General features: G+C 71.8%; 20 protein-coding genes. 10 read left to right on the plus strand and 10 right to left on the minus strand.

The window, feature by feature from the left end; translation table 11 throughout:
- Together ACIQK6_RS20100 and ACIQK6_RS20105 are read right to left on the minus strand one after the other, a co-directional pair.
- Entirely contained in the window at positions 1-276 is a 276-nt protein-coding gene (locus ACIQK6_RS20100; protein WP_329095155.1) for a hypothetical protein, read from the minus strand.
- A gap of 77 nt (positions 277-353) precedes the next feature.
- A complete protein-coding gene (locus tag ACIQK6_RS20105; protein WP_329095157.1) occupies positions 354-848 on the minus strand; it encodes a barstar family protein in 495 nt (164 codons plus the stop codon).
- Positions 849-976: 128 nt separating this feature from the next.
- On the opposite strand from ACIQK6_RS20105, the gene ACIQK6_RS20110 reads away from it, so the two are divergent.
- On the plus strand, positions 977-1,432 hold the full coding sequence (locus ACIQK6_RS20110; protein WP_329095159.1) for a hypothetical protein: 456 nt from the start codon (positions 977-979) through the stop codon (positions 1,430-1,432).
- Positions 1,433-1,448: 16 nt separating this feature from the next.
- On the opposite strand, the gene ACIQK6_RS20115 is transcribed toward ACIQK6_RS20110, so the two are convergent.
- Together ACIQK6_RS20115 and ACIQK6_RS20120 are read right to left on the minus strand one after the other, a co-directional pair.
- On the minus strand, positions 1,449-2,117 hold the full coding sequence (locus ACIQK6_RS20115; RefSeq protein WP_329095161.1) for a response regulator transcription factor: 669 nt from the start codon (positions 2,115-2,117) through the stop codon (positions 1,449-1,451).
- On the minus strand, positions 2,114-3,352 hold the full coding sequence (locus ACIQK6_RS20120) for a sensor histidine kinase (protein ID WP_329095163.1): 1,239 nt from the start codon (positions 3,350-3,352) through the stop codon (positions 2,114-2,116). The genes ACIQK6_RS20115 and ACIQK6_RS20120 overlap by 4 nt, the downstream gene beginning before the upstream one ends.
- A 356-nt stretch (positions 3,353-3,708) precedes the next feature.
- On the opposite strand from ACIQK6_RS20120, the gene ACIQK6_RS20125 reads away from it, so the two are divergent.
- The 3 genes from ACIQK6_RS20125 (at position 3,709) to ACIQK6_RS20135 (ending at position 6,407) form a co-directional block, all read left to right on the plus strand.
- Positions 3,709-5,091, plus strand: coding sequence for a tannase/feruloyl esterase family alpha/beta hydrolase (locus ACIQK6_RS20125; protein WP_329095167.1), 1,383 nt, complete (start codon positions 3,709-3,711; stop codon positions 5,089-5,091).
- 135 nt (positions 5,092-5,226) lie between these two features.
- Positions 5,227-5,457: an antitoxin MazE7 gene (locus ACIQK6_RS20130; protein ID WP_329095170.1), complete on the plus strand. Its 231-nt coding sequence runs from the start codon at positions 5,227-5,229 to the stop codon at positions 5,455-5,457.
- A gap of 119 nt (positions 5,458-5,576) precedes the next feature.
- The gene (locus ACIQK6_RS20135) at positions 5,577-6,407 is read left to right on the plus strand and encodes a class I SAM-dependent methyltransferase (protein ID WP_329095172.1); all 831 of its coding nucleotides are present in this window, start codon (positions 5,577-5,579) and stop codon (positions 6,405-6,407) included.
- Positions 6,408-6,437: 30 nt separating this feature from the next.
- Here the strand turns inward: ACIQK6_RS20135 and ACIQK6_RS20140 are convergent, their stop codons facing one another.
- On the minus strand, positions 6,438-7,397 hold the full coding sequence (locus ACIQK6_RS20140) for a LysR family transcriptional regulator (RefSeq protein WP_329095174.1): 960 nt from the start codon (positions 7,395-7,397) through the stop codon (positions 6,438-6,440).
- A gap of 177 nt (positions 7,398-7,574) precedes the next feature.
- On the opposite strand from ACIQK6_RS20140, the gene ACIQK6_RS20145 reads away from it, so the two are divergent.
- Together ACIQK6_RS20145 and ACIQK6_RS20150 are read left to right on the plus strand one after the other, a co-directional pair.
- Positions 7,575-11,048, plus strand: a complete 3,474-nt coding sequence (locus ACIQK6_RS20145) for a M28 family peptidase (protein WP_329107396.1) — start codon at positions 7,575-7,577, stop codon at positions 11,046-11,048.
- A gap of 129 nt (positions 11,049-11,177) precedes the next feature.
- A complete protein-coding gene (locus ACIQK6_RS20150; protein ID WP_329095175.1) occupies positions 11,178-11,411 on the plus strand; it encodes a hypothetical protein in 234 nt (77 codons plus the stop codon).
- Between the two features lie 143 nt (positions 11,412-11,554).
- Here the strand turns inward: ACIQK6_RS20150 and ACIQK6_RS20155 are convergent, their stop codons facing one another.
- Both ACIQK6_RS20155 and ACIQK6_RS20160 read right to left on the minus strand, forming a co-directional pair.
- Complete coding sequence (locus ACIQK6_RS20155; protein WP_329095178.1) at positions 11,555-13,096, minus strand: aldehyde dehydrogenase family protein; 1,542 nt, start codon at positions 13,094-13,096, stop codon at positions 11,555-11,557.
- Positions 13,097-13,299: 203 nt separating this feature from the next.
- Entirely contained in the window at positions 13,300-13,578 is a 279-nt protein-coding gene (locus ACIQK6_RS20160) for a hypothetical protein (RefSeq protein WP_329095180.1), read from the minus strand.
- A 97-nt stretch (positions 13,579-13,675) separates the two neighbouring features.
- On the opposite strand from ACIQK6_RS20160, the gene ACIQK6_RS20165 reads away from it, so the two are divergent.
- Both ACIQK6_RS20165 and ACIQK6_RS20170 read left to right on the plus strand, forming a co-directional pair.
- Positions 13,676-14,065 carry a response regulator gene (locus ACIQK6_RS20165; RefSeq protein WP_329095181.1) on the plus strand — a complete coding sequence of 130 codons (390 nt, stop codon included), beginning with the start codon at positions 13,676-13,678 and terminating at the stop codon, positions 14,063-14,065.
- Between the two features lie 306 nt (positions 14,066-14,371).
- Positions 14,372-15,022, plus strand: a complete 651-nt coding sequence (locus tag ACIQK6_RS20170) for a DUF4360 domain-containing protein (RefSeq protein WP_329095183.1) — start codon at positions 14,372-14,374, stop codon at positions 15,020-15,022.
- Between the two features lie 26 nt (positions 15,023-15,048).
- On the opposite strand, the gene cynR is transcribed toward ACIQK6_RS20170, so the two are convergent.
- Positions 15,049-15,957 (minus strand): transcriptional regulator CynR, encoded by a 909-nt coding sequence (gene cynR / locus ACIQK6_RS20175; RefSeq protein ID WP_329095185.1) that lies wholly within the window; start codon positions 15,955-15,957, stop codon positions 15,049-15,051.
- A 125-nt stretch (positions 15,958-16,082) separates the two neighbouring features.
- Between cynR and ACIQK6_RS20180 the strand changes: the two genes are divergently transcribed.
- Complete coding sequence (locus tag ACIQK6_RS20180; protein ID WP_329095189.1) at positions 16,083-16,733, plus strand: carbonic anhydrase; 651 nt, start codon at positions 16,083-16,085, stop codon at positions 16,731-16,733.
- Positions 16,734-16,804: 71 nt separating this feature from the next.
- Entirely contained in the window at positions 16,805-17,275 is a 471-nt protein-coding gene (gene cynS / locus ACIQK6_RS20185) for a cyanase (RefSeq protein WP_329095191.1), read from the plus strand.
- A 35-nt stretch (positions 17,276-17,310) separates the two neighbouring features.
- Here the strand turns inward: cynS and ACIQK6_RS20190 are convergent, their stop codons facing one another.
- Together ACIQK6_RS20190 and ACIQK6_RS20195 are read right to left on the minus strand one after the other, a co-directional pair.
- Positions 17,311-17,799 carry a hypothetical protein gene (locus tag ACIQK6_RS20190; RefSeq protein WP_329095192.1) on the minus strand — a complete coding sequence of 163 codons (489 nt, stop codon included), beginning with the start codon at positions 17,797-17,799 and terminating at the stop codon, positions 17,311-17,313.
- A 322-nt stretch (positions 17,800-18,121) separates the two neighbouring features.
- Positions 18,122-18,535: a rodlin gene (locus ACIQK6_RS20195; RefSeq protein ID WP_329095194.1), complete on the minus strand. Its 414-nt coding sequence runs from the start codon at positions 18,533-18,535 to the stop codon at positions 18,122-18,124.
- Positions 18,536-18,625: the final 90 nt, after the last annotated feature.

Genomic DNA, 18,625 nt, shown 5'->3' on the forward strand with positions numbered 1-18,625 from the left:
TCAGTCGCCCGAGAAGGCGATCCTCAGGTCCGTCTCCCGACGGCATCGCAGGCCCCAGGTCAGCAGGGTGGCCATGACCTCGCGTTCCGCACCGTGCAAGCGGGTCAGGTCCGAGGCCTCCAGTTCCCGCACCATTCGGGCCACCGCTCCACCACGGAGCACGGTGTCCGCGTACGGGTCCACGTCCGCAAGGGTGGGCAGCCCGGGGCGCCCGGGGCGCCCGAGCCGCTCGATCGCCGCCCGGAACGCGTCTTCGGCGATGATCCGCTCCAACATCCCCGTTGCCGGACGCGGCCCGGGCTTCCGGCGCGTCCGAGCGGTGGACACCCCACGCCGAAGTTCGATGACGAGCGTCACGGAGCCCCTTCCACGATGCGCGGTGGCGACGCGACCGTCTCGTCCCAGCACAGGCGCAATTGCTCCCGCAGGTCCGTAACGGATGCTGCCGCACAGGACATCACGATCACGAGCCTGCTCAGGTCGACGCCGTCGGACCGCCGTGTGAAGGACCATCGCCGGCCCGCCCGCAGAAGCGTCCTGAAGAGCAATTGCCGTGCGTCGGCATCGTCCGGCAGCACCTCGTCCGCAGCCTCGACGATGAACACGTAGCGGTCCGCGGGCAGTAGCCGGTGCAGATCGCGCAGGCAGTCGAGGAGGGCGTTCCAGTTCCACCCGAAGTAGTCCGGCAGCTTCAGTCGGTCGTAGAACTGCAGGAAGACCGCGTCCGTGTCCCGCATCTCACGACCGTCGAGGCGCACCGCGTACGTCCTGCCGGTCTCGGGCAGCAACAGATCGACAGGTAGCGCGCCTTGTTCCGGTACGACGTGCACCCAGGGCACGGTGTGCACACTGCCACCTCCCCCGCGACGGTCCGGGCACCCGGCTTCGCCCGCACCCTATCCGGCTCCCCGCCCCCGCGTTGAGGGGGGAGCGGAGCCCGACGTCCCCGGGGGCGGCATGCGGCATCATCTGGATCATGACGCATCCCTCCCTGCCGACCACCGAGTCGGCCGTCGGCGCAATACGGGCCGTCGCGGACGAGTACCGGCTGGCCGTGTCCGTCACGGATGACATCGGCGCCGACCAGACGTCGCGGCGGGCCTCCTCGGCCCTGTTCTCCGTCCTCGACCCCAACGGATCCCTGCCCCACGAGGCCTTCGTCGAACTGGGCGGCAGCCCGACCGTCAGCGTGCGGATCTTCCCCGAGGACGACGCGAAGATCACCGTCGACGGGGTGGAGTTCGACGACGTCCCCCGGGACTCCGTCCCCGCGTTCCTACGGTCCGTCTACGGCGGACTGGCCTTCGTGAAGGGGCGGTTCTTCCCGCCGGGGTACTGGCTCTCCGTCCCCCTGCCCGGCGACGAAACGTACCGGGAACGCGTCGGGGGCCCCTCGCTCACGCCCTGGCTCTCGGGCCGCGTCCGTCCCTGAGGTCGAAAGACACCCCCTAGAGCAGGCCGTGGTCGCGGGCGTAGATGGCGGCGTGCGTCCGGTCGCGCAGGCCCAAACGGGACAGGACGCGGGAGATGTGGTTCTTGACCGTGCCCTCGCTGAGGAAGAGGTGGCCCGCGATCTCGCGGTTGGTGGAGCCGGTGGCGATCAGCCGCAGTACATCGGTCTCGCGCTCGGTGAGCGCCGAGAGGGCGGGGGCGGGGGCCGGGGGCGGGGGCACCGGGCGGGAGGCTCCGGCCGCGAGCCTGCGGGCCACCGCGGCGTCGAGCTGGGCCACGCCCGCGTGTGCCAGGCGTACCGCGGCGGCCAGTTCGGCCGAGGGCAGGTTCTTCAGGAGGTAGCCGATGGCGCCCGCCCCCAGGGCCCGGCCGACGTACTCGTCGTCGTCGAAGGTCGTCAGCATGATCACCTTGCAGTCGGGGGCCCGGTCGGCCAGTTCGGCGACGGCGGTCACCCCGTCCATGACGGGCATCCTGATGTCCATGAGGACCACGTCCGGGTGGTGGGCCACGGCCGCCTCGACCGCCTGCCGGCCGTCCGGCACGGCCCCGATCACGGTGATGCCGGGCTGGATCCCGAGGAGCGAGGCGATGCCCTCGCGAACGAGCTCCTGGTCGTCCACGACCAGCACGCGCACCGTGCCGGCGACGGAATCCGCCGTCATCGTCCGGCCCGCCCCACCGTTGCGGGGACGCGGGGCACCGTTACGGTGAGCACGGTCCCGCGGCTCGGCGCCGCCTCGACCCGGACCCGGCCCCCGAGCGGGGCGAGGCGTTCGCGCATGCCGAGCAGGCCGAAACCGCCCTGGCCCGGTGGTGGGTTGGCGGGGAAGCCGCGGCCGTCGTCGGCCACCACGAGGCGCGCCTCGTCCTCGCCGAAGACCGCTGACAGCCGGACCTGGCTCGCGCCCGCGTGGCGCCGCACGTTGGTGAGTCCCTCCTGCGCCGCCCGGTACAGCGCGGCGAGGGCTTCGGAGCGGTGGCCGTGCTCGTCCCCGGAGAGGCTGAGCGTGACCACCGGCGGTGCGGCGTCCACGTGGTGCACGAGGTCGGCCAGCGCGGTGGACAGCAAGAACCCGTCGTCCTCGTCGCGCATCGCCCGGACCGACCGGCGGACGTCGTCGAGGGCGCGGACCGCGGAGAGGCGTGCATCGGCCACGGCCCGTTCGGCGGTTTCCGGGTCGGTCGCCCGGAAGGCCGACGCCTTCTCGAGTTGGATGGCGATCGCCGTGAGGTGATGGCCGAGGCCGTCGTGGAACTCCCGGGCCAGCCGGTTGCGTTCGCGCACCGTCGAGAGCTGGGCGACCTGCGCGGCGTACGCGGTCAGTTGCGCATGGGAGTCCCGCAGTTCGTCCACGGTTTCCCCGAGCCTCAGGCGGGCCTCTTGCTCCCGTACGGCGACCGTGGCCATCGTGACGGCGAGCAGCAGGGCGAGGCCGGACATCAGCAGGTCGGTGACCGTGTCGGGCCGCAGGTACCACTCGGGGACCCGCAGGAGGTTCCCCGCAAGGATCACCGCGAGGCAGGCCACCCCCAGCGCGATACCGCTGCGGCGGCCGAAGGCGAAGTAGGCGGTGAGCGGCAGCAGTACGAACAGCGCCCGCGAAACGCCCGTCGGGTCCAGGGCGCTCGCCACGGCGAACAGCGCGAGGCGTGACACGAGCAGTGCGAGGGCAGGGCGGACGGGCGTGCGCTGCGGGTGGCGACGCCGCTCGGCCACGTCGAGGGCCGCCAGGAGCAGCAGGCTCACGGCGAACCCGCCGAGGGCGCGCGGGTCGGCGGGACCGGCCGCCACCACACCCCCGTAGAGCCCGCCGGCCAGCACGACGGCGTGGACGAGGGGCGGCAGCCACGGCAGCGGGCGTGCGGGCCCGGTGGCCGGGTTCGGCAGCGCGGTCATCGGTTCCCTCTCCTGGAGTGCGGACGCGGCCTGCGGGCCCGCCGACGTCGAACGATACGCGCGGCAGACGGTGCGGCGGCTCCTGACGGCTTCCCGGGCCCGTCGTAGTGACGAACTTCGGCCGGAGGTCATGTGCCGTCCGGCGGTGGGTGCTTGCGCGGTGTGGCCGCTCGGCATCTGGGGCCGGGCGCCCCGGTCTTCCTAGCCTCGGAACACCGGACGGCAGGTCGGGTCCGCCGATGACAGCGGAAGAAGCAAATGCCACGGATTTCAGAGCCGACGCAGCCGACGCTGCCGACGCAGCTATCGCAGATCACGCAGATGACGCAGAGGCCAGAGAAGGCAGGAACCCCGTGATGAGAGTTGTCCGACCGGTCGCCGCCGTCGTCGCGGCGCTGTTGGCCGCGGCACTGGTCTCGACCTCGACCGGTGCGAGCGCGAGCGGGAGCGGGAGCGCGGCGCCCGATTCCTCGAAGTGCACGGTGCGCGTCCCCGGCGCCGAATACCTGATCGGTGCCTGCCTCGCCGATCTCACCACGCCCGGGACCATGGCCTCCGGGCACACCGACAAGAACGACTGGCTCGGACTGGAGGCGCCCGGCGCGGTCGCTCCGTCGGCGGTCAAGGGGATCCAGCTCGACGGCTACTTCCCCGACTCCTCCACCACCAACACCAACCACGGCTGGAACCACGACAGTCAGTTCGTGATCCGGCTCCCCGACCACTGGAACGGCGGTCTCGTCGTCGCGGGACCGCCCGGCCTGCGCGAGCAGTACGCCAACGACCGCCTGATCTCCGATCACGTGCTCGCCCAGGGGTACGCGTACGCGGCCACCGACAAGGGCAACACCGGCGAACGGATCTACACCGACGGCAAGCGCCCCGGTGACGCAATGGCCGAATGGAACGAGCGCGTCACCGAGTTGACCGTGGCCGCCCGGCGCACCGTGTCACGGCACTACGGCCGCATGCCCGCGAACACCTTCATGGCGGGCGCCTCCGCCGGCGGCTATCTGGTCCGGTGGCAGCTGGAGAACCACCCGGAGCTCTACACGGGCGGCGTCGAGCTGCACGGCCTGCTGCTCACCCCGGACAGACCCAACATCCTGGACACCGCCCCCGCCGCGCTGCGCGCCTATCCGCGCGCCGCCCTCGGCGACCCGGCCGCCCTTGCGGAGATGTACGCCGCCGGGTATCCCGCCGAGACCAGGCCGATGTGGGAATGGCACTGGCGCAACCTGTGGGACCCGCTCCAGCGGACCATGCGCGAGGAGATCGACCCGGGCTACGACGGCGACCGGGAGGCCGGGATCCCGCTCTGCGCGGCGGGGACGCAGAAGGGCTGCGACGCCGACTACGTCTACGCCGACCGGCCGGACCGGGTGCACAGGACGGTCGAGCGCCTGTCGCTGACCGGCAGGATCGGGCGGCCGCTGATCACCGTCCAGGGCACGCTCGACGCCCTCCTGCCGATCAGCAGGAGCGGTGACGTCTACGCGAAGATGGTCGAGGACTCCGGGCGCGGCGATCTGCACCGCTACTACCGGATCACCGGCGGGACCCACGCCGACGGCCTGGTCCAGCCCTTCCCTCAACTCGTCCGCCCGATGTCGCCGTGCCTGAGGACCGCCTTCGACGCGCTGACGGCCTGGACGGGGCGGGGTGTCGCCCCGCCGGTGAGCCGTACGGTGCCTGCGGCGGCGCCCGGGACGGACACGGTCAACACCTGCTCCCTGTGAGCCCGCCGGACCGCCTCTGATCCGTCTCCGGACCACCGCAGAACCTGGAGGACCGTACCGGGGTCCGTTCCCCGTAGGCTGCACGCCTGCGCCGAACGGGCCCCCGCCCGGTCACCGGGCGCGCATACTCGGACCATGGCCGACACCACCACCGTCGAGGTCGACACCGATGTGCACGACCGCCTCACCGCACTCGCCGCGGGCCGCGGACTGAGCCTGCGCGCGTACCTCGCCGAACTCGCCACCGCCCAGGAGAACGAGGCCGCACTCGCCCGTGCCGCGCGCGCCTTCGAGCGGGCTCTGGAACGGCCCGGCTTCCGCGAAGGCTTCGCCCGCGACTTCGGCCGCCTGGCGTCGCGCGACTGAACGGCGGGCGCGGGCCCGCCGGCGCCGAAGGGGCGCCCCCGGGCCGCCGACGGGCCGGGTCGGCAAAACGTACCTATGCTCGGAGAAGGGGCTGTACCGAGCCCTGGAGGACGGCCGTCATGACCGAGGCGAGCGATGCGGCCCAGGCGGACCGCACTCTGAAGGCCCGACACCGCGCGATGTGGGCGCTGGGCGACTACCAGTCGGTGGCGTCCCACGTCATCCCGGATCTCGGGGCCGTGCTCGTGAAGGAGTGCGGCGTCCAGCGCGGCGACCGGGTGCTCGACATCGCGGCGGGCTCGGGCAACGCCGCCATCCCGGCCGCCTTGGCCGGGGCCGACGTGGTGGCCTCCGACCTCACTCCCGAACTCCTGGAGATCGGCCGGCACCTGGCCGCCGTGCGCGGGGCCACGCTGGAGTGGCGGGAGGCGGACGCGGAGCACCTGCCGTTCGCCGACGGCGAGTTCGACGTCGTGATGTCCTGCGTCGGCATCATGTTCGCCCCGCACCACCGGCCCGCCGCCGAGGAGATGCTGCGCGTCTGCCGCTCCGGCGGCACGGTCGGGCTGATCAACTGGACCCCGCAGGGCTTCGTGGGCCGGATGTTCGCCACGATGAAGCCGTACGCTCCCCCGCCGCCGCCCGGGGCCGAGCCGCCCCCGCTGTGGGGGGAGGAGGAACACGTGCACGAGCTGCTCGGCGACGCGGTCACCGACGTGGACTCCCGCCGGCGGACGGTGCGCGTGGACCGTTTCACGGGGCCCACGGACTTCCGGGAGTTCTTCAAGGCCTGCTACGGGCCCACCGTCGCCGTCTACCGCGCCGTCGCAGGTGAACCGGAGCGGGTCGCCGAGCTGGACGCGGCGCTCGACGCCCTCGCCGCCGAGCACACGGTGGACGGGGTCATGGAGTGGGAGTACCTGCTTCTGACGGCCCACCGCCGGAGCTGACCGGCGCCCTGTCCCGCGACGCACCACCGGTCAGTCGAGCACCGGATGCACCTCCGGGTGGGCGTCCCACCACACCTTGTGGAAGGGGTTGTTGTCCACATTGGCCAGGTAGGCGCGGGCCGCGGCCCGGTAGAGCAGTTCCGCCTGCCCGGCCGAGAGCGCCGCACGGCTCCACGCGAGGCGGATGCGGCCGATGATGGGGGTGCCGACGAGCGGGCGCATCACCGTGCCCTCCCCCGACGGGGCCGTCGGCTGGCTGAGCGCGACCGCGCGTCCCGCGGCGATCAGGTCGTGCTGCATCTTGCGGTCGGTGATCCGGTAGCGCAGTGAGGGGCTGAATCCGGCCTTCGCGCAGGCGGTGACGAGCGCCTCGGGGCCGCCGTCGTCGTCCTCGACCAGTGTCATCCACGACTCCCCGGCCAGGTCGGCCAGTTCGATGCGGTCCAGGACCGCGAGGGGGTGCGCGGCGGACACCCGGATGCAGAACGGCTCCTTCGGGATCAGCGTCCTGGCCAGGGTTCCCTCCGGGAGCGGCACCTCGTGGTCGTTGACCTCCCCGTACACGATGGCGTCGTAGCGTCCTGCGCCGAGCATCCGCGCCAGCACGGTGACCGAATCCTCCAGGTCCACGGCTATCTCCCGGCCTGACATGGACAGGTCGGTCTGGGCGAGGAGGCCGTCGAGCAGCACGAGCATGATGCAGCCCAGCCGCAGCGGGCCACCGGTCGATATGGCGCGCGCCTCCGCCCCCAGATCGTCCATCTCGCTGAGCACCCGACGCGCCTTGGCCAGCACGAACTGGCCCAGTGCCGTGGGTTCCACCCCGCTGCGGCCCCGTACGAAGAGCTCGCCCCCGGTGACCCGTTCGATGCGGCGCAACTGGGCGGAGAGTGCGGGCTGGGACACTCCGAGCCGCCGCGCCGCGCCCCCCAGACTGCCCGCCTCCGCTATCCGGCAAACGGCTTGCAGATGCCTCAACTCCAGCTGCATCCGGGCAGCGTACGAGTCGGGCCGCCACGGCACCATAACGCGGGCCTTATGCCCCCCGAGATGTCCCAATCTCGTCATGTTCACGCTCATACTCGGCCGCGAACGACACTCATCCCCGACCCCCCACGATCGGAGTGGACGTTGCATCCCAGCAGATGGACGGCGGCCGTGGCAGCGATGGCGCTGACCGCGAGCCTCGCCGGCGCTCTGGCCGGAACGGCATCGGCGGCGCAGCCGGCGCAGCCCTCCCCGTCCCAGAAGGACACACCGGCCGCCCGTGCGGTCGCGGCCGCCGACCAGGCCGTCGACAGCGGCCTGGACTCCCTGGTCAACTCCTCCCAGGAACAGTACGAACGACGTCTCGTCACCCCTTGGGTGAAGGACCTCTACTCCGTCTCGTACGAGCGCAGCTACCGCGGCCTGCCGGTCGTCGGCGGCGACGCGGTCGTGCTCGCGGACGGCACCGGCAAGGTGCGCGCCCTCCAGTCCGCCTCCGCCGTGCGCATCGACGTCTCCACCCGGGCGTCGGTCTCCGCGAAGGACGCCGAATCGACCTCGCGGGCGAAGCTGGCCTCGGTCGACAAGGTCGAGAGCAGCCGGCTCGCGGTCCGGCTCAAGGACGACAAGCCGGTGCTGGCGTGGGAAACGGTGCTGGTCGGCCGGACCAAGACGGCGCCCAGCAGGCTGCACGTCTTCGTGGACGCGCGGACGGGCGCCTTCGTCGACAGCTACGACGAGGTGGTCGCCGGCACGGGCAACAGCAAGTGGAACGGGCCGGGCCCGGTCACCATCGACACCACCAACTCGGGTTCCACGTACACGCTGCGCGACCCGGTCCGGACCGGTCTGAGCTGTGCCGACTACAGCACCGGCACGGTCTTCTCGAAGTCCTCCGACTCCTGGGGCACCGGCAACCCCACGAGCAAGGAAACCGGCTGCGTCGACCTGATGTTCGCGGCGCAGAAGCAGTGGGACATGCTCTCCCAGTGGCTGGGCCGCAACGGCGTCAGCGGCAACGGCCGCAGCTTCCCCGCCAAGGTGGGCCTGAGCGACCTCAACGCCTACTGGGACGGCAGCTCCGTCACCATCGGGCGCAACAGCGCGGGCGAGTGGATCGCCGGGATCGACGTGGTGGCCCACGAGTACGGGCACGCCATCGACTCCAACACCCCGGGCGGCACCAGCGGCCAGGAGTCCGGGCTCGGCGAGGCCACCGGCGACATCTTCGGCGCGCTGACCGAGGCCTTCGCCAACGAGCCGGCCCCGTACGACACCCCCGACTACACGGTCGGCGAGGTCATCAACCTCCAGGGCCGGGGCCCGATCCGGAACATGTACAACCCGCCGGCCGTCAACAACGACCCGGCCTGCTACAGCTCCGCGATACCCGGCACCGAGGTGCACGCGGCGGCCGGCCCCCTGAACCACTGGTTCTACCTGCTGGCCGAGGGCACCAGCCCCGGCGGCGGCAAGCCCAGCAGCAGCACCTGCAACGGCAGCACGCTGACCGGTGTGGGCGTGCAGAACGCCGGCAAGATCTTCTACGGCGGCATGCTGCTCAAGACCAGCAGCATGTCCTACAAGAAGTACCGTACGGCGACGCTGAGTTCCGCCAAGTCGCTCGACGCCACCTGTGACCTCTTCAACAAGACCAAGGCCGCCTGGGACGGCATCAGCGTGCCCGCCCAGAGTGCCGACCCGACCTGTACCCCGAGCGGCCAGAACAACGACTTCTCCATGTCGCTGAGCCCCTCCTCGGGCACCGTCCAGCACGGCGCCTCCGTGACCACCACCGTCGGCACCACTGTCACCACGGGCAACGCCCAGTCGGTGACGCTGACCGCCTCCGGCCTGCCGGCCGGCGTGAGCGCCTCCTTCAACCCGGCCACCGTGCAGTCCGGCCAGTCCTCGGTGCTCACCCTGACCGCAACGGCCAACGCGGCCCCCGGCGCGTCCACGGTCGTCGTCAAGGGTCAGGGCGCGGCCCTCTCCCACACGGTCGACTACGCGCTCAACGTCGGCGGGACCCAGCCCGGCAACGACCCGCCGGACATCGACGTCGCCAACGTGCAGGCGCACCTGACCCAGTTCAACACCATCGCGAGCCAGAACGGCGGCCACCGCCGGGCGGGCAGCGCCGGCTACACCCAGTCGCTGGCGTACGTGAAGGGCAAGCTGCAGGCGGCCGGTTACACCGTCACCGAGCAGAACTGCACCTCCTGCACCTACCCGTCGAACAACCTGCTCGCCGACTGGCCGGGCGGTCCCGCCGACCAGACCGTCATGTTCGGTGCGCACCTCGACAGCGTCTCGGCCGGCCCCGGCATCAACGACAACGGCTCGGGCTCCGCGACGCTGCTGGAGAACGCCCTGGTCCTCGCCCAGAAGAACCCGACGATGACCAAGCACGTGCGCTTCGCCTGGTGGACCGACGAGGAGCAGGGCCTCAACGGCTCCGAGTTCTACGTCAACCAGCTGAGCAGCGCCCAGCGCAGCGCCATCAAGGGCTACTACAACTTCGACATGGTGGGCTCCACCAACGGCGGCTACTTCATCAACAACGTCAACTCCACCACCGCGGCCCCGCTGAAGGCGTACTGGACCTCGCTGAACCTGGCGCCCGAGGAGAACACCGAGGGCCAGGGCCGCAGCGACGACTACTCCTTCCAGCAAGCCGGCATCCCCACCTCCGGCTACGCGGCCGGGGCCAGCGCCCGCAAGACCTCGGCGCAGGCCACGAAGTGGGGCGGCACGGCCAACGCCGCCTACGACTCCTGCTACCACAGCTCCTGCGACACCACGAACAACATCAACGCCACGGTGCTGAACCGCAGCGCCGACGGCGTCGCCTACGCCGTCTGGAAGCAGGCGGTCGGCGGTGAGACCCCCGCGCAGGACTTCTCCATCGCCGTCAGCCCGTCCGCGGGCAGCGCGGCCCCCGGCGGTTCCGCTTCCGCCACCGTCAACACCGCCACCGTGAGCGGTGCCGCCCAGACCGTCGCGCTCTCCGTCTCGGGCGCGCCGGCCGGTGTCACCGCGACGCTCAGCCCGACGTCCGTCCAGTCCGGCAGCTCCTCGGCGCTGTCCGTCCAGGTCGGCGCGAGCACCGCGCCCGGCACGTACACCCTGACGGTCACCGGCTCCGGAACCGTCAGCCACGCCACCACCTACACGCTCACCGTCACCGGTGGCGGCTCCTGCACCCCGCGCCAGCTCGTGGCCAACGGCGGCTTCGAGAACGGCTCCAGCCCGTGGAGCGCGACCGCCGGTGTCATCACCAACCAGTCCGGCCAGACCCCGCACGGCGGCAGCTACAAGGCGTGGCTCGCCGGGTACGGGTCCACCCACACGGACAGCGCCGCCCAGACGCTGACCATCCCGTCGGGCTGCTCCACGTACCGGCTCGGCTTCTTCCTCCACATCGACACCGACGAGGACGAGAACGTCGTCTACGACCGGTTCACCGTCTCGGTGGCCGGCCAGACCCTGGAGACCCTCTCCAACCTGAACGCGAACTCCGGCTACGTGGAGAAGTCCTACGACCTCTCGCAGTTCGCCGGCCAGACCGTCACCCTGAAGTTCAACGGCACGGAGGACCAGTCCCTGCAGACCTCCTTCGTCGTGGACGACGTCACCCTCCAGGTGAGCTGACGCCCACCTGATCGCCCGATCGCCCGAAGCCCGGCCCGGCCCCCGCAGCGCGGAGGCCGGGCCGTGTCGTGTTGCTCCAGCGCATCATTGACGCCTACGGATGCCCCCGATGGACATGAGGAACGGTTCATGAGCAGGATCAGGATCGCCGCCGATGAGTCGACCGGATGCCGGTTGATGATCGAACCGCTCGGCATGGTCTACGCGGTCGACCCGGGTGCGTGCATGTTCTTCGAGGTCTCCCCTTCCCGGCTGGGCGAGATGGAGATCGTCTACTGGACGGGCGGGGTCACGGTCTGGTTGTACGGCGAGGTGATCGTCTTTGACCAGGACGGAAACGAGGTGGACCGCCTCTTCTCCTGATGTGGACGAACCCCGCCGGTCACCGGTGGGAATCGTTGATCCGCCGTGTCGAAACGAAGCCCCGCCGGGAACCTCCTGGCGGGGCTTGGCCGTCGGCCGGGGCGAGCAGCGCGAGGTCGGGCGCGTCCCGGTCGCCCCGCGGGCTACGGCATCAGCTGGTACTCGGGGAAGTTGCCGGGCAGCCGTTCGCCGCCCAGGCCGTCGGTGACGGCGTGCACGAGCAGTTCACCGCCGACGAACGCGCCGCGCCAGGATGCGCCGAACCCGCCGAAGAGCTCCTCGCGGTCGCCGCGCGAGCGTGGCTTGCCGTGGCCGAGTTTGAAGGCCCGGATCTGCGGGGCGAGCCGGGCGAAGGTGGCCGGATCGTCGGTGGACAGGGTCGCGACGAGGGCGCCGCCGGAGGCGTTCATCGCGGCGAGCAGCTCCGCCTCGGTGTCGACGAGGACGATGGTGTCGACGGGCCCGAAGGGTTCCGCGTGGTAGAGCGGGGAGGAGGCCGGCGGACTGAGCAGCGTGAGCGGGGCCATGTACGCGGAGGTGTCCTGGCCCTCTAGGAAGCGGGCCGGGTCCAGCGTGCCGCGGTAGAGCGGTACGGCGCCCCGCTCGATGGCCTCTGCGGCGTGGTCGGTGAGCTCCTTGGCCTTGGCCGCGTTGATGAGGGGGCCGAAGTCCAGCTCGGGCAGCGGGTCTTCGGGGTGCGCTACGGCGAGCGGGTGGCCGGTGCGGATGGACGCGACGGCCGGCAGGTAGGCGGCGAGGAAGGCGTCGAAGGCGGTGCGCTGGACGACGAAGCGCGGGTAGGCGGTGCAGCGCTGCTTGCCGTAGTCGAAGAGTTTGGGGATGACCGCCGTCAGGGCGGACCAGTCGGTGTGCTCCCAGATGCCCCAGGTGTTGAGGCCCTCCTGCTCCAGGATGTGGCGCTTGCCGAGGTCGGTGACGGCTGTGGCGATCCGCGCTCCGGTGTCGCGGCCGCCGACGAAGGAGACGCAGCCGATCTCCGGGGAGCGTACGAGGGCCTCGGACAGTTCGGCCCCGCTGCCGCTGACCAGGGTAACGGGGATGCCCTCGCGGCGGATCAGCGCGCCGGCGAGGGTGAGGCAGGCGAGGCCTCCGTCGGTGGGGGTCTTCGCGATGACCGCGTTGCCGGCGAGGGCCTGCACCAGCATGGCGTGGACCAGCACGGACATGGGGTAGTTCCAGCTCGCGATGTTGGAGACGGGCCCGGCGAGCGGGGAGCGGCCCTCGGCCATGGCCTCGATGTGCTCCACGTACCAGCGGACGCCGTCCACGGCCCGGTCCACATCGGCCTGGGCCAGGTGCCAGGGCTTGCCGATCTCCCAGACCAGCAGGAGGGAGAGCAGTTCCCGGTGCTCGGTGAGGGCGTCGAGGGCGGCCGTGACCCGGGCCCGCCGTTCGGACAGCGGGACGTGCCGCCAGGCGCGGTGCTCGTCGAGGCAGGCCCGTACGGCCGCGCCCGCGGTCTGCGGGTCGAGCCGCGGCGGGCCCGCGACGGGGCTGCCGTCGACCGGGCTGGTGGCCGGCAGGCTGCGGCCGTCGGGCTGCCAGGAGCCGGCCCAGAGGTTGAGGACGCGATCGTCACGGAAGGCCTCGGGTGCGGCGGCCAGGGACCGCCGCCATGCGTCGGACCAGGCCGTACCGGGCTTGAGGGCGAGGGTGGGTGCCATCTGTGGTTCTCCGCTCAGGGGGTGGGCGGGGCAGGGAGGTGGCTCGCGTACGGCGGCCCTTCGCACGGGGGCGGCCGCACATCGAGGCTACGGGGCATCACCGCGACCGTACGTACCGTGGGTGCGAAATGGCCGGTGCCGGCGCGGAGCGGCGAGTCGCCCGGACACCTCGCGGGGTCCGGATCCCGCGCCCAGACGGCCCTTCAGTGCTTGCCGCGGTCCCGCTCGGGAGCGACCATGGCGACCAGCCCGTAGTCCAGCTCCGCGCCGTCGACCAGCAGGGCCTCGACCGTGCGCGTGCTCGGGTCGATGTCGGCCTCCACGCCCTGCCCGCGGTAGCGGGGATAGCCCGAGGCACCCGTCTCGCCGGTCGCCTCCACCGTGGCCGACCGCAGGGCCCGGTCCGCGGGGGACTCGCCGCGCAGGTTCTCGATGTGCCCGGGCACCAGCAGGATCTCAAAGCTCTGCGGCTCTGTGCTCATGGACCGAAGCTACCGGATGACGTGCCCCGGAGCGGGCGTGCACACGCCCCGCCTCGTAGGCTCTGCGGGACCCCCCACACGGATGAAGAGGAAAGACATGAGCGGCGACACCCCGGGCAGGATCCTCCTCGTGGCGAAGGAGACCACCCTGCGGGGCCTGCTGGAGCGCCTCCTCGTGGCCCGGGGGTTCACCGTGGTCGACGGCGGGACCGGGGCGGACACCGTCTCCCTCCTGGGCAGCGCCGGCCCGATCTCCCTCGTGATCTGCGAGCGCACCGGGCCGGGCCTGGACGAGGTGGCGCTGTTCGAAGAGATCCGCCGGCACCCCGATCACGGGCGGGTGCCGATCCTCGCGCTGCCGCCGGCGGATCCCGAGTGCACGGTGCGCGCGCTGGAGGCCGGTGTCAGCGACGCTCTCGCGAAGCCCTTCCATCCCGCGGAGTTCGTGGCGCGCGTCGAGCGGCTGGCCCGGCCGGCCACGGCCTGATTCCGCTCTTCGGCTTCCGGCCGGTCGTCCGGATCCGGCCGGTCCGGGCCGGGCGGCGCGATTGGCCGGACATCGCCCTGGTCCGGGCCGCCCGGGGTTCCTACGATTCGGGCACCCGGTCCTCACGGGCCGGGTATTGTCAGGGACATGCCCGCATTCCCCTTCCTGGGCCCGTCCCGTTCCACCCTGCACACCGGTCTGTGACGACCCGGCCCCGCTCTGGCCGGCCGCACCCCCCACACCCACCGGCACTCAGGCACGCCCGCCTGCGCGCCGCCCGGTACCGAAGCAGTGGATCGGAGAAACATGTCCGGCGGATTCCTCGTGAGCGGCGCGATCGGCGCCCTGCTCACCGCCACCCTGCCCACGCACGCCACCCCCTCCACGATCGTGAACCCGCCGCCCGACCGGATCGTGATCGAAGTCGCCACGGTCAACGGATCCGGGTGCCCCAAGGACACCGCACAGGTCGCCGTGTCCCAGGACAACACCGCCTTCACCGTGACCTACAGCCAGTACCTGGCCCAGGTCGGCGGCGGCGCCCCGCCCACGGCGGCCCGCAAGAACTGCCAGCTCAGCCTGATCGTGCACGTGCCCCACGGCTTCACCTACGCGGTCGCCAGTGCCGACTACCGCGGCTACGCCTCGCTCGCGCCGGGCGCCAAGGCCACCGAGAAGGCCTCGTACTACTTCCAGGGCTCACCGGACACCGCCGCGCGCACCCACAACTTCAGCGGGCCGCAGGAGGACAACTGGCAGGCCACCGACGTGACCGACTGGGCCCAACTGGTGTGGGCACCGTGCGGGGTGCAGCGGAACTTCAACATCAACACCGAACTGCGCGTGACCAGAGGCACCTCGTCCCCCTCGTCGACCAGCTACATGACGATGGACTCCACCGACGGCAGCATCAACACCATCTACCACCTGGCCTGGAAGGAGTGCCCCGACAAGTGATCCGCCCCGCTCCCGGCCGCCCCCCGCTACGCGTGCGCGCGCGGCGGGGGGCGGTAGCCGCGGGCGCGCACCAGTCGGGCGGTGAGCTCGGTGAAGGCGCGGGTCGCGGCGCTCTCGTACGCGCCCTCCCGGCGCAGCAGGCTGACCGTTCGGGACGGCAGGGCGGGGTCGAGCGGTACGGGGCGCAGGTACGGACGGTCGTGGGTGACGGCGTCGGGCAGGACGGTGGCCAGTGCGGTGCGTCGGACGATCTCGGTGAGGGCCTGCACGGAGTTCGCCTCGACCGCGATGTGCGGCCGTACGCCATGGGCGGCGAGATAGGCGTCGACGTGCTCGCGGGTGGCGAAGTCCCCGCTGAGCAGCGCCAGTCGGCGCGTCGCGAGGTCGCGTACGGGCAGGGGCCCGGGGTCCGCGTCGGCCGCCGTGACCAGACCGAGGGTCTCGGTGAACAACGGGGTCGCCGCGATCCCGGGCAGGTGTAGCCCCTCGAAGGCGAGCCCCAACTCGTGCTCGTCGGCGAGCAGCCCGGCCTCGATCCGGTCCTGCGGCATTTCCCGGATCTCCAGGGTGATGCCGGGGTGCGCGGTGTGGAAGGCCGCGACCAGCGGACCGACGAGGTACGCGGTGAAGGTGGGGGTCAGCGCGAGGCGCAGGTGGCCGCGGGAGAGGTCGGCCAGGTCCAGGACGGCGCGCTCGGCCACGGCGAGGTCCCGTAGGGCGCCGCGCGCGTAGTGGACGTACGTCGCGCCGGCGTCGGTGAGCCGTACGCCGCGCCCGGTGCGGTCCAACAGCTGGACGCCGACGGCGCGTTCGAGCTGCTTCACCTGCTGGGACAGGGTGGGCTGGGAGATCCGCAGCTCTTCGGCGGCGCGGGTGAAGCTGCCGTGTTCGGCGACGGCGATCAGATAGCGCAGGTGGCGCAGTTCCGGTGCCATGGAGCCGACTATAGATGACATCGATGGCCGGCATGCATATTGCGTCTTGGACACAATAGATGCAGGTCATGCATGGTGGAACACGTCCAGCCCCGCAGGGGCGCATCCCACCGCAGGGAGTGACCGTGCAGACCACGCAGACCACGCAGACCAGGCGTCCCTTGCCGACCACGCACACCGGGCCCACCTCGCGCGTTCTCGCCGACGGCGTCGCGCGTTTCCGGCGCGAGGTGTTTCCGGCCAAGGCGGACCTCTTCGCCCACTTGGCCGAGGTGCACCGGCCGACGACCCTGTTCATCGGCTGCTCGGACGCCCGTGTGGTGCCGGAGCTGATCACCCAGAGCGAGCCGGGCGAGTTGTTCGTCGTCCGCACCGCCGGAAATCTCGTCCCCGCCCACGCGCCGGGCGCGGACGGGGTGGCGGCCAGCATCGAGTACGCCGTCGCCGTCCTCGGCGTCACCGGGATCGTCGTGTGCGGGCACTCCGCCTGCGGGGCGATGACCGCCCTGGCCGGGGGCGCCGACCTGAGGGCCGCCGCCTCCGTAGCGGGGTGGCTGCGGCATGCGGACGCCTCGGTGGCCCGTACGGCGGGCGTCGCCGGCCCCGACCGGCTGGCCGCCCTGGTGCGCGAGAACGTACGGGCCCAGCTCGCGAACCTGGCCACCCACCCCTCGGTCGCCCGCGCGCGGGCCGCGGGAACCCTGACGCTGCACGGCTGGGTCTACGACATCCGCTCCGGCGCCGTCACGGACCTCGGCCCCGCAGCCGACGGCTGACCCCGCGCCCCCGCCACCCCGTCCTCCACCTCCTCAACCCTCCCCACCCCTCCTCCCCGAAGGACGACTTGATGCCGCACGCCCAGTTCGACCCCACCGCCCGCCAGGCCCTGGCCGCCACCGTCGTCGACGCCAAGACCCGGAGGGACCTGTCCTGGCAGCAGCTCGCCGACGCGACCGGCCTGTCGGTCGCCTTCGTCACCGCCGCCCTGCTGGGCCAGCACGCCCTGCCCGGGTCCGCCGCGAGGGCGGTCGCCGACCTGCTGGACCTGGACGAGGACGCGGTGCGGCTCCTGCAGACGATCCCGACCCGCGGGTCCGTCCCCGTCGGCACCCCCACCGACCCGACGATCTACCGCTTCCACGAGATGCTTCAGGTCTACGGGACCACGCTGAAGGCCCTGGTCCACGAGCAGTTCGGGGACGGCATCATCAGCGCGATCAACTTCAAGCTGGACGTCAAGAAGGTCGCCGACCCCGAGGGCGGCGAGCGTGCCGTCATCACGCTGGACGGCAAGTACCTCCCGACCCGCCCCTTCTGACCTGTCTTCGGGCGCGTCCGTCCGAGCAGCTCGGCTCACCGCGCCGCCGGAAGTGCCGGTCGTGCCAGGCACTCGGACTTCCAGCGCTGGTGTCGCTCCTCCAGTCCGGAGAGCGCGTTGCGGAAGCGGTTCCACTCGGCCTCGCCGAACCGGGCCGAGCGGCGCAGGTCGAGATAGGCCCGGACCACCGTGTCGTGGGCCTCGCCCGGGGCGGTCGGCAGGCCGCACAGGTTCTCGAAGCGCTCGTACGGTTCGGACCGGACGGCGTCGGAGTCCTGGGTGGGCCGCGGGAACACGGGGAAGTGTCGGGGTCGCTCGGTGGCGACCGTCCGCGACGGTGCCGAGGCACGGTCGAAGAGTCCGGCCGCGCGGTCCACGTGGTCCGCCGCCACGTCCAGCCGGCTCGCGCGCAGCGCCTCGATCGCCGCCCCTATGTCCGCCGCGATCGCCTCGAAGACCGTTTCGCCTCCGTCCACGTCTGCGATGGTCGCCCAGCGGTCCATCTCCGCGCCTTCCGGGTTCATCGTCACTCGCCTCCTGGAGCTGCCGTGCCCCACCCCTTCCGGGTGAAGCGGGAGATTCCAGTGAGCATGATCGGAACACCGCGCGTCACGCCGCGGGCATTCGTGTCTTGACAGGGGCGGCAGGGACATGCATAGAGCCTCCGGCCCGGTCGGGCGGAGGCTCTGTGGCGTACGGTTCGGTGCCCACCCCGGCGGCCGGTCGGCCGCCGTGCGCCGGTGGAGGAGGCGGTTCCGGGGAACCGTGGATCCGGGTGGAACAAGCCGGGGCCCCGTGGGCACTCGCGCAGGCGTCGGAGGCCCCGGCTCGTACGAGGGGACTGCGTCAGCTGTTGGCCGAGACGTTGCCCGACAGGACCGGGATGTTGTCCAGGATGTGCGAGAGCGGCTCGTCGCCCTTGGCCTGGGTGGAGTTCTCGGTGCACTGCTGGTTCTGCGGGTTGGCCAGGACGTTGATGTCCTGAACGCCGACATTGGCGAGGAGCGCGGCCACGGACTGGACGTTGGCCTTGACGGGCAGGCCGATGCAGGGCTTGTTCAGGGTGCCCTGGATCGCGCCGAGCTGCGGGCTCAGGTCGCCACGGGTCTCCTGGTTGCCGTAGATCTGCGCGGCGCCGTTGCCCTGGACGGTGTTGACCCCGTTGTCGTTGCCGATGGCCATGGCCGGGGCGGCCATGGCCGCGCCCACGCCGACGATCGACGCGGTGACGGCGGCGGTGGCCATGAACTTCTTGATCATCAGTGGTCCTTATGTCGCACGAGTGCACGGTGATAAGCACCTTGATCAACGTCCGGGGAGAACACAGGTTGCGCCGCTTCACCCGAACGG

Source organism: Streptomyces sp. NPDC091682, assembly GCF_044756625.1.
GTDB lineage: Bacteria > Actinomycetota > Actinomycetes > Streptomycetales > Streptomycetaceae > Streptomyces.

Coding starts and splice junctions, on each gene's coding strand:
- ACIQK6_RS20100 (WP_329095155.1), bottom strand. CDS start 276: ATGTTGGAGCGGATCATCGCCGAAGACGCGTTCCGGGCGGCGATCGAG.
- ACIQK6_RS20110 (WP_329095159.1), top strand. CDS start 977: ATGACGCATCCCTCCCTGCCGACCACCGAGTCGGCCGTCGGCGCAATA.
- ACIQK6_RS20115 (WP_329095161.1), bottom strand. CDS start 2,117: ATGACGGCGGATTCCGTCGCCGGCACGGTGCGCGTGCTGGTCGTGGAC.
- ACIQK6_RS20120 (WP_329095163.1), bottom strand. CDS start 3,352: ATGACCGCGCTGCCGAACCCGGCCACCGGGCCCGCACGCCCGCTGCCG.
- ACIQK6_RS20125 (WP_329095167.1), top strand. CDS start 3,709: ATGAGAGTTGTCCGACCGGTCGCCGCCGTCGTCGCGGCGCTGTTGGCC.
- ACIQK6_RS20130 (WP_329095170.1), top strand. CDS start 5,227: ATGGCCGACACCACCACCGTCGAGGTCGACACCGATGTGCACGACCGC.
- ACIQK6_RS20135 (WP_329095172.1), top strand. CDS start 5,577: ATGACCGAGGCGAGCGATGCGGCCCAGGCGGACCGCACTCTGAAGGCC.
- ACIQK6_RS20140 (WP_329095174.1), bottom strand. CDS start 7,397: ATGCAGCTGGAGTTGAGGCATCTGCAAGCCGTTTGCCGGATAGCGGAG.
- ACIQK6_RS20145 (WP_329107396.1), top strand. CDS start 7,575: ATGGCGCTGACCGCGAGCCTCGCCGGCGCTCTGGCCGGAACGGCATCG.
- ACIQK6_RS20150 (WP_329095175.1), top strand. CDS start 11,178: ATGAGCAGGATCAGGATCGCCGCCGATGAGTCGACCGGATGCCGGTTG.
- ACIQK6_RS20155 (WP_329095178.1), bottom strand. CDS start 13,096: ATGGCACCCACCCTCGCCCTCAAGCCCGGTACGGCCTGGTCCGACGCA.
- ACIQK6_RS20160 (WP_329095180.1), bottom strand. CDS start 13,578: ATGAGCACAGAGCCGCAGAGCTTTGAGATCCTGCTGGTGCCCGGGCAC.
- ACIQK6_RS20165 (WP_329095181.1), top strand. CDS start 13,676: ATGAGCGGCGACACCCCGGGCAGGATCCTCCTCGTGGCGAAGGAGACC.
- ACIQK6_RS20170 (WP_329095183.1), top strand. CDS start 14,372: ATGTCCGGCGGATTCCTCGTGAGCGGCGCGATCGGCGCCCTGCTCACC.
- cynR (WP_329095185.1), bottom strand. CDS start 15,957: ATGGCACCGGAACTGCGCCACCTGCGCTATCTGATCGCCGTCGCCGAA.
- cynS (WP_329095191.1), top strand. CDS start 16,805: ATGCCGCACGCCCAGTTCGACCCCACCGCCCGCCAGGCCCTGGCCGCC.
- ACIQK6_RS20190 (WP_329095192.1), bottom strand. CDS start 17,799: ATGAACCCGGAAGGCGCGGAGATGGACCGCTGGGCGACCATCGCAGAC.
- ACIQK6_RS20195 (WP_329095194.1), bottom strand. CDS start 18,535: ATGATCAAGAAGTTCATGGCCACCGCCGCCGTCACCGCGTCGATCGTC.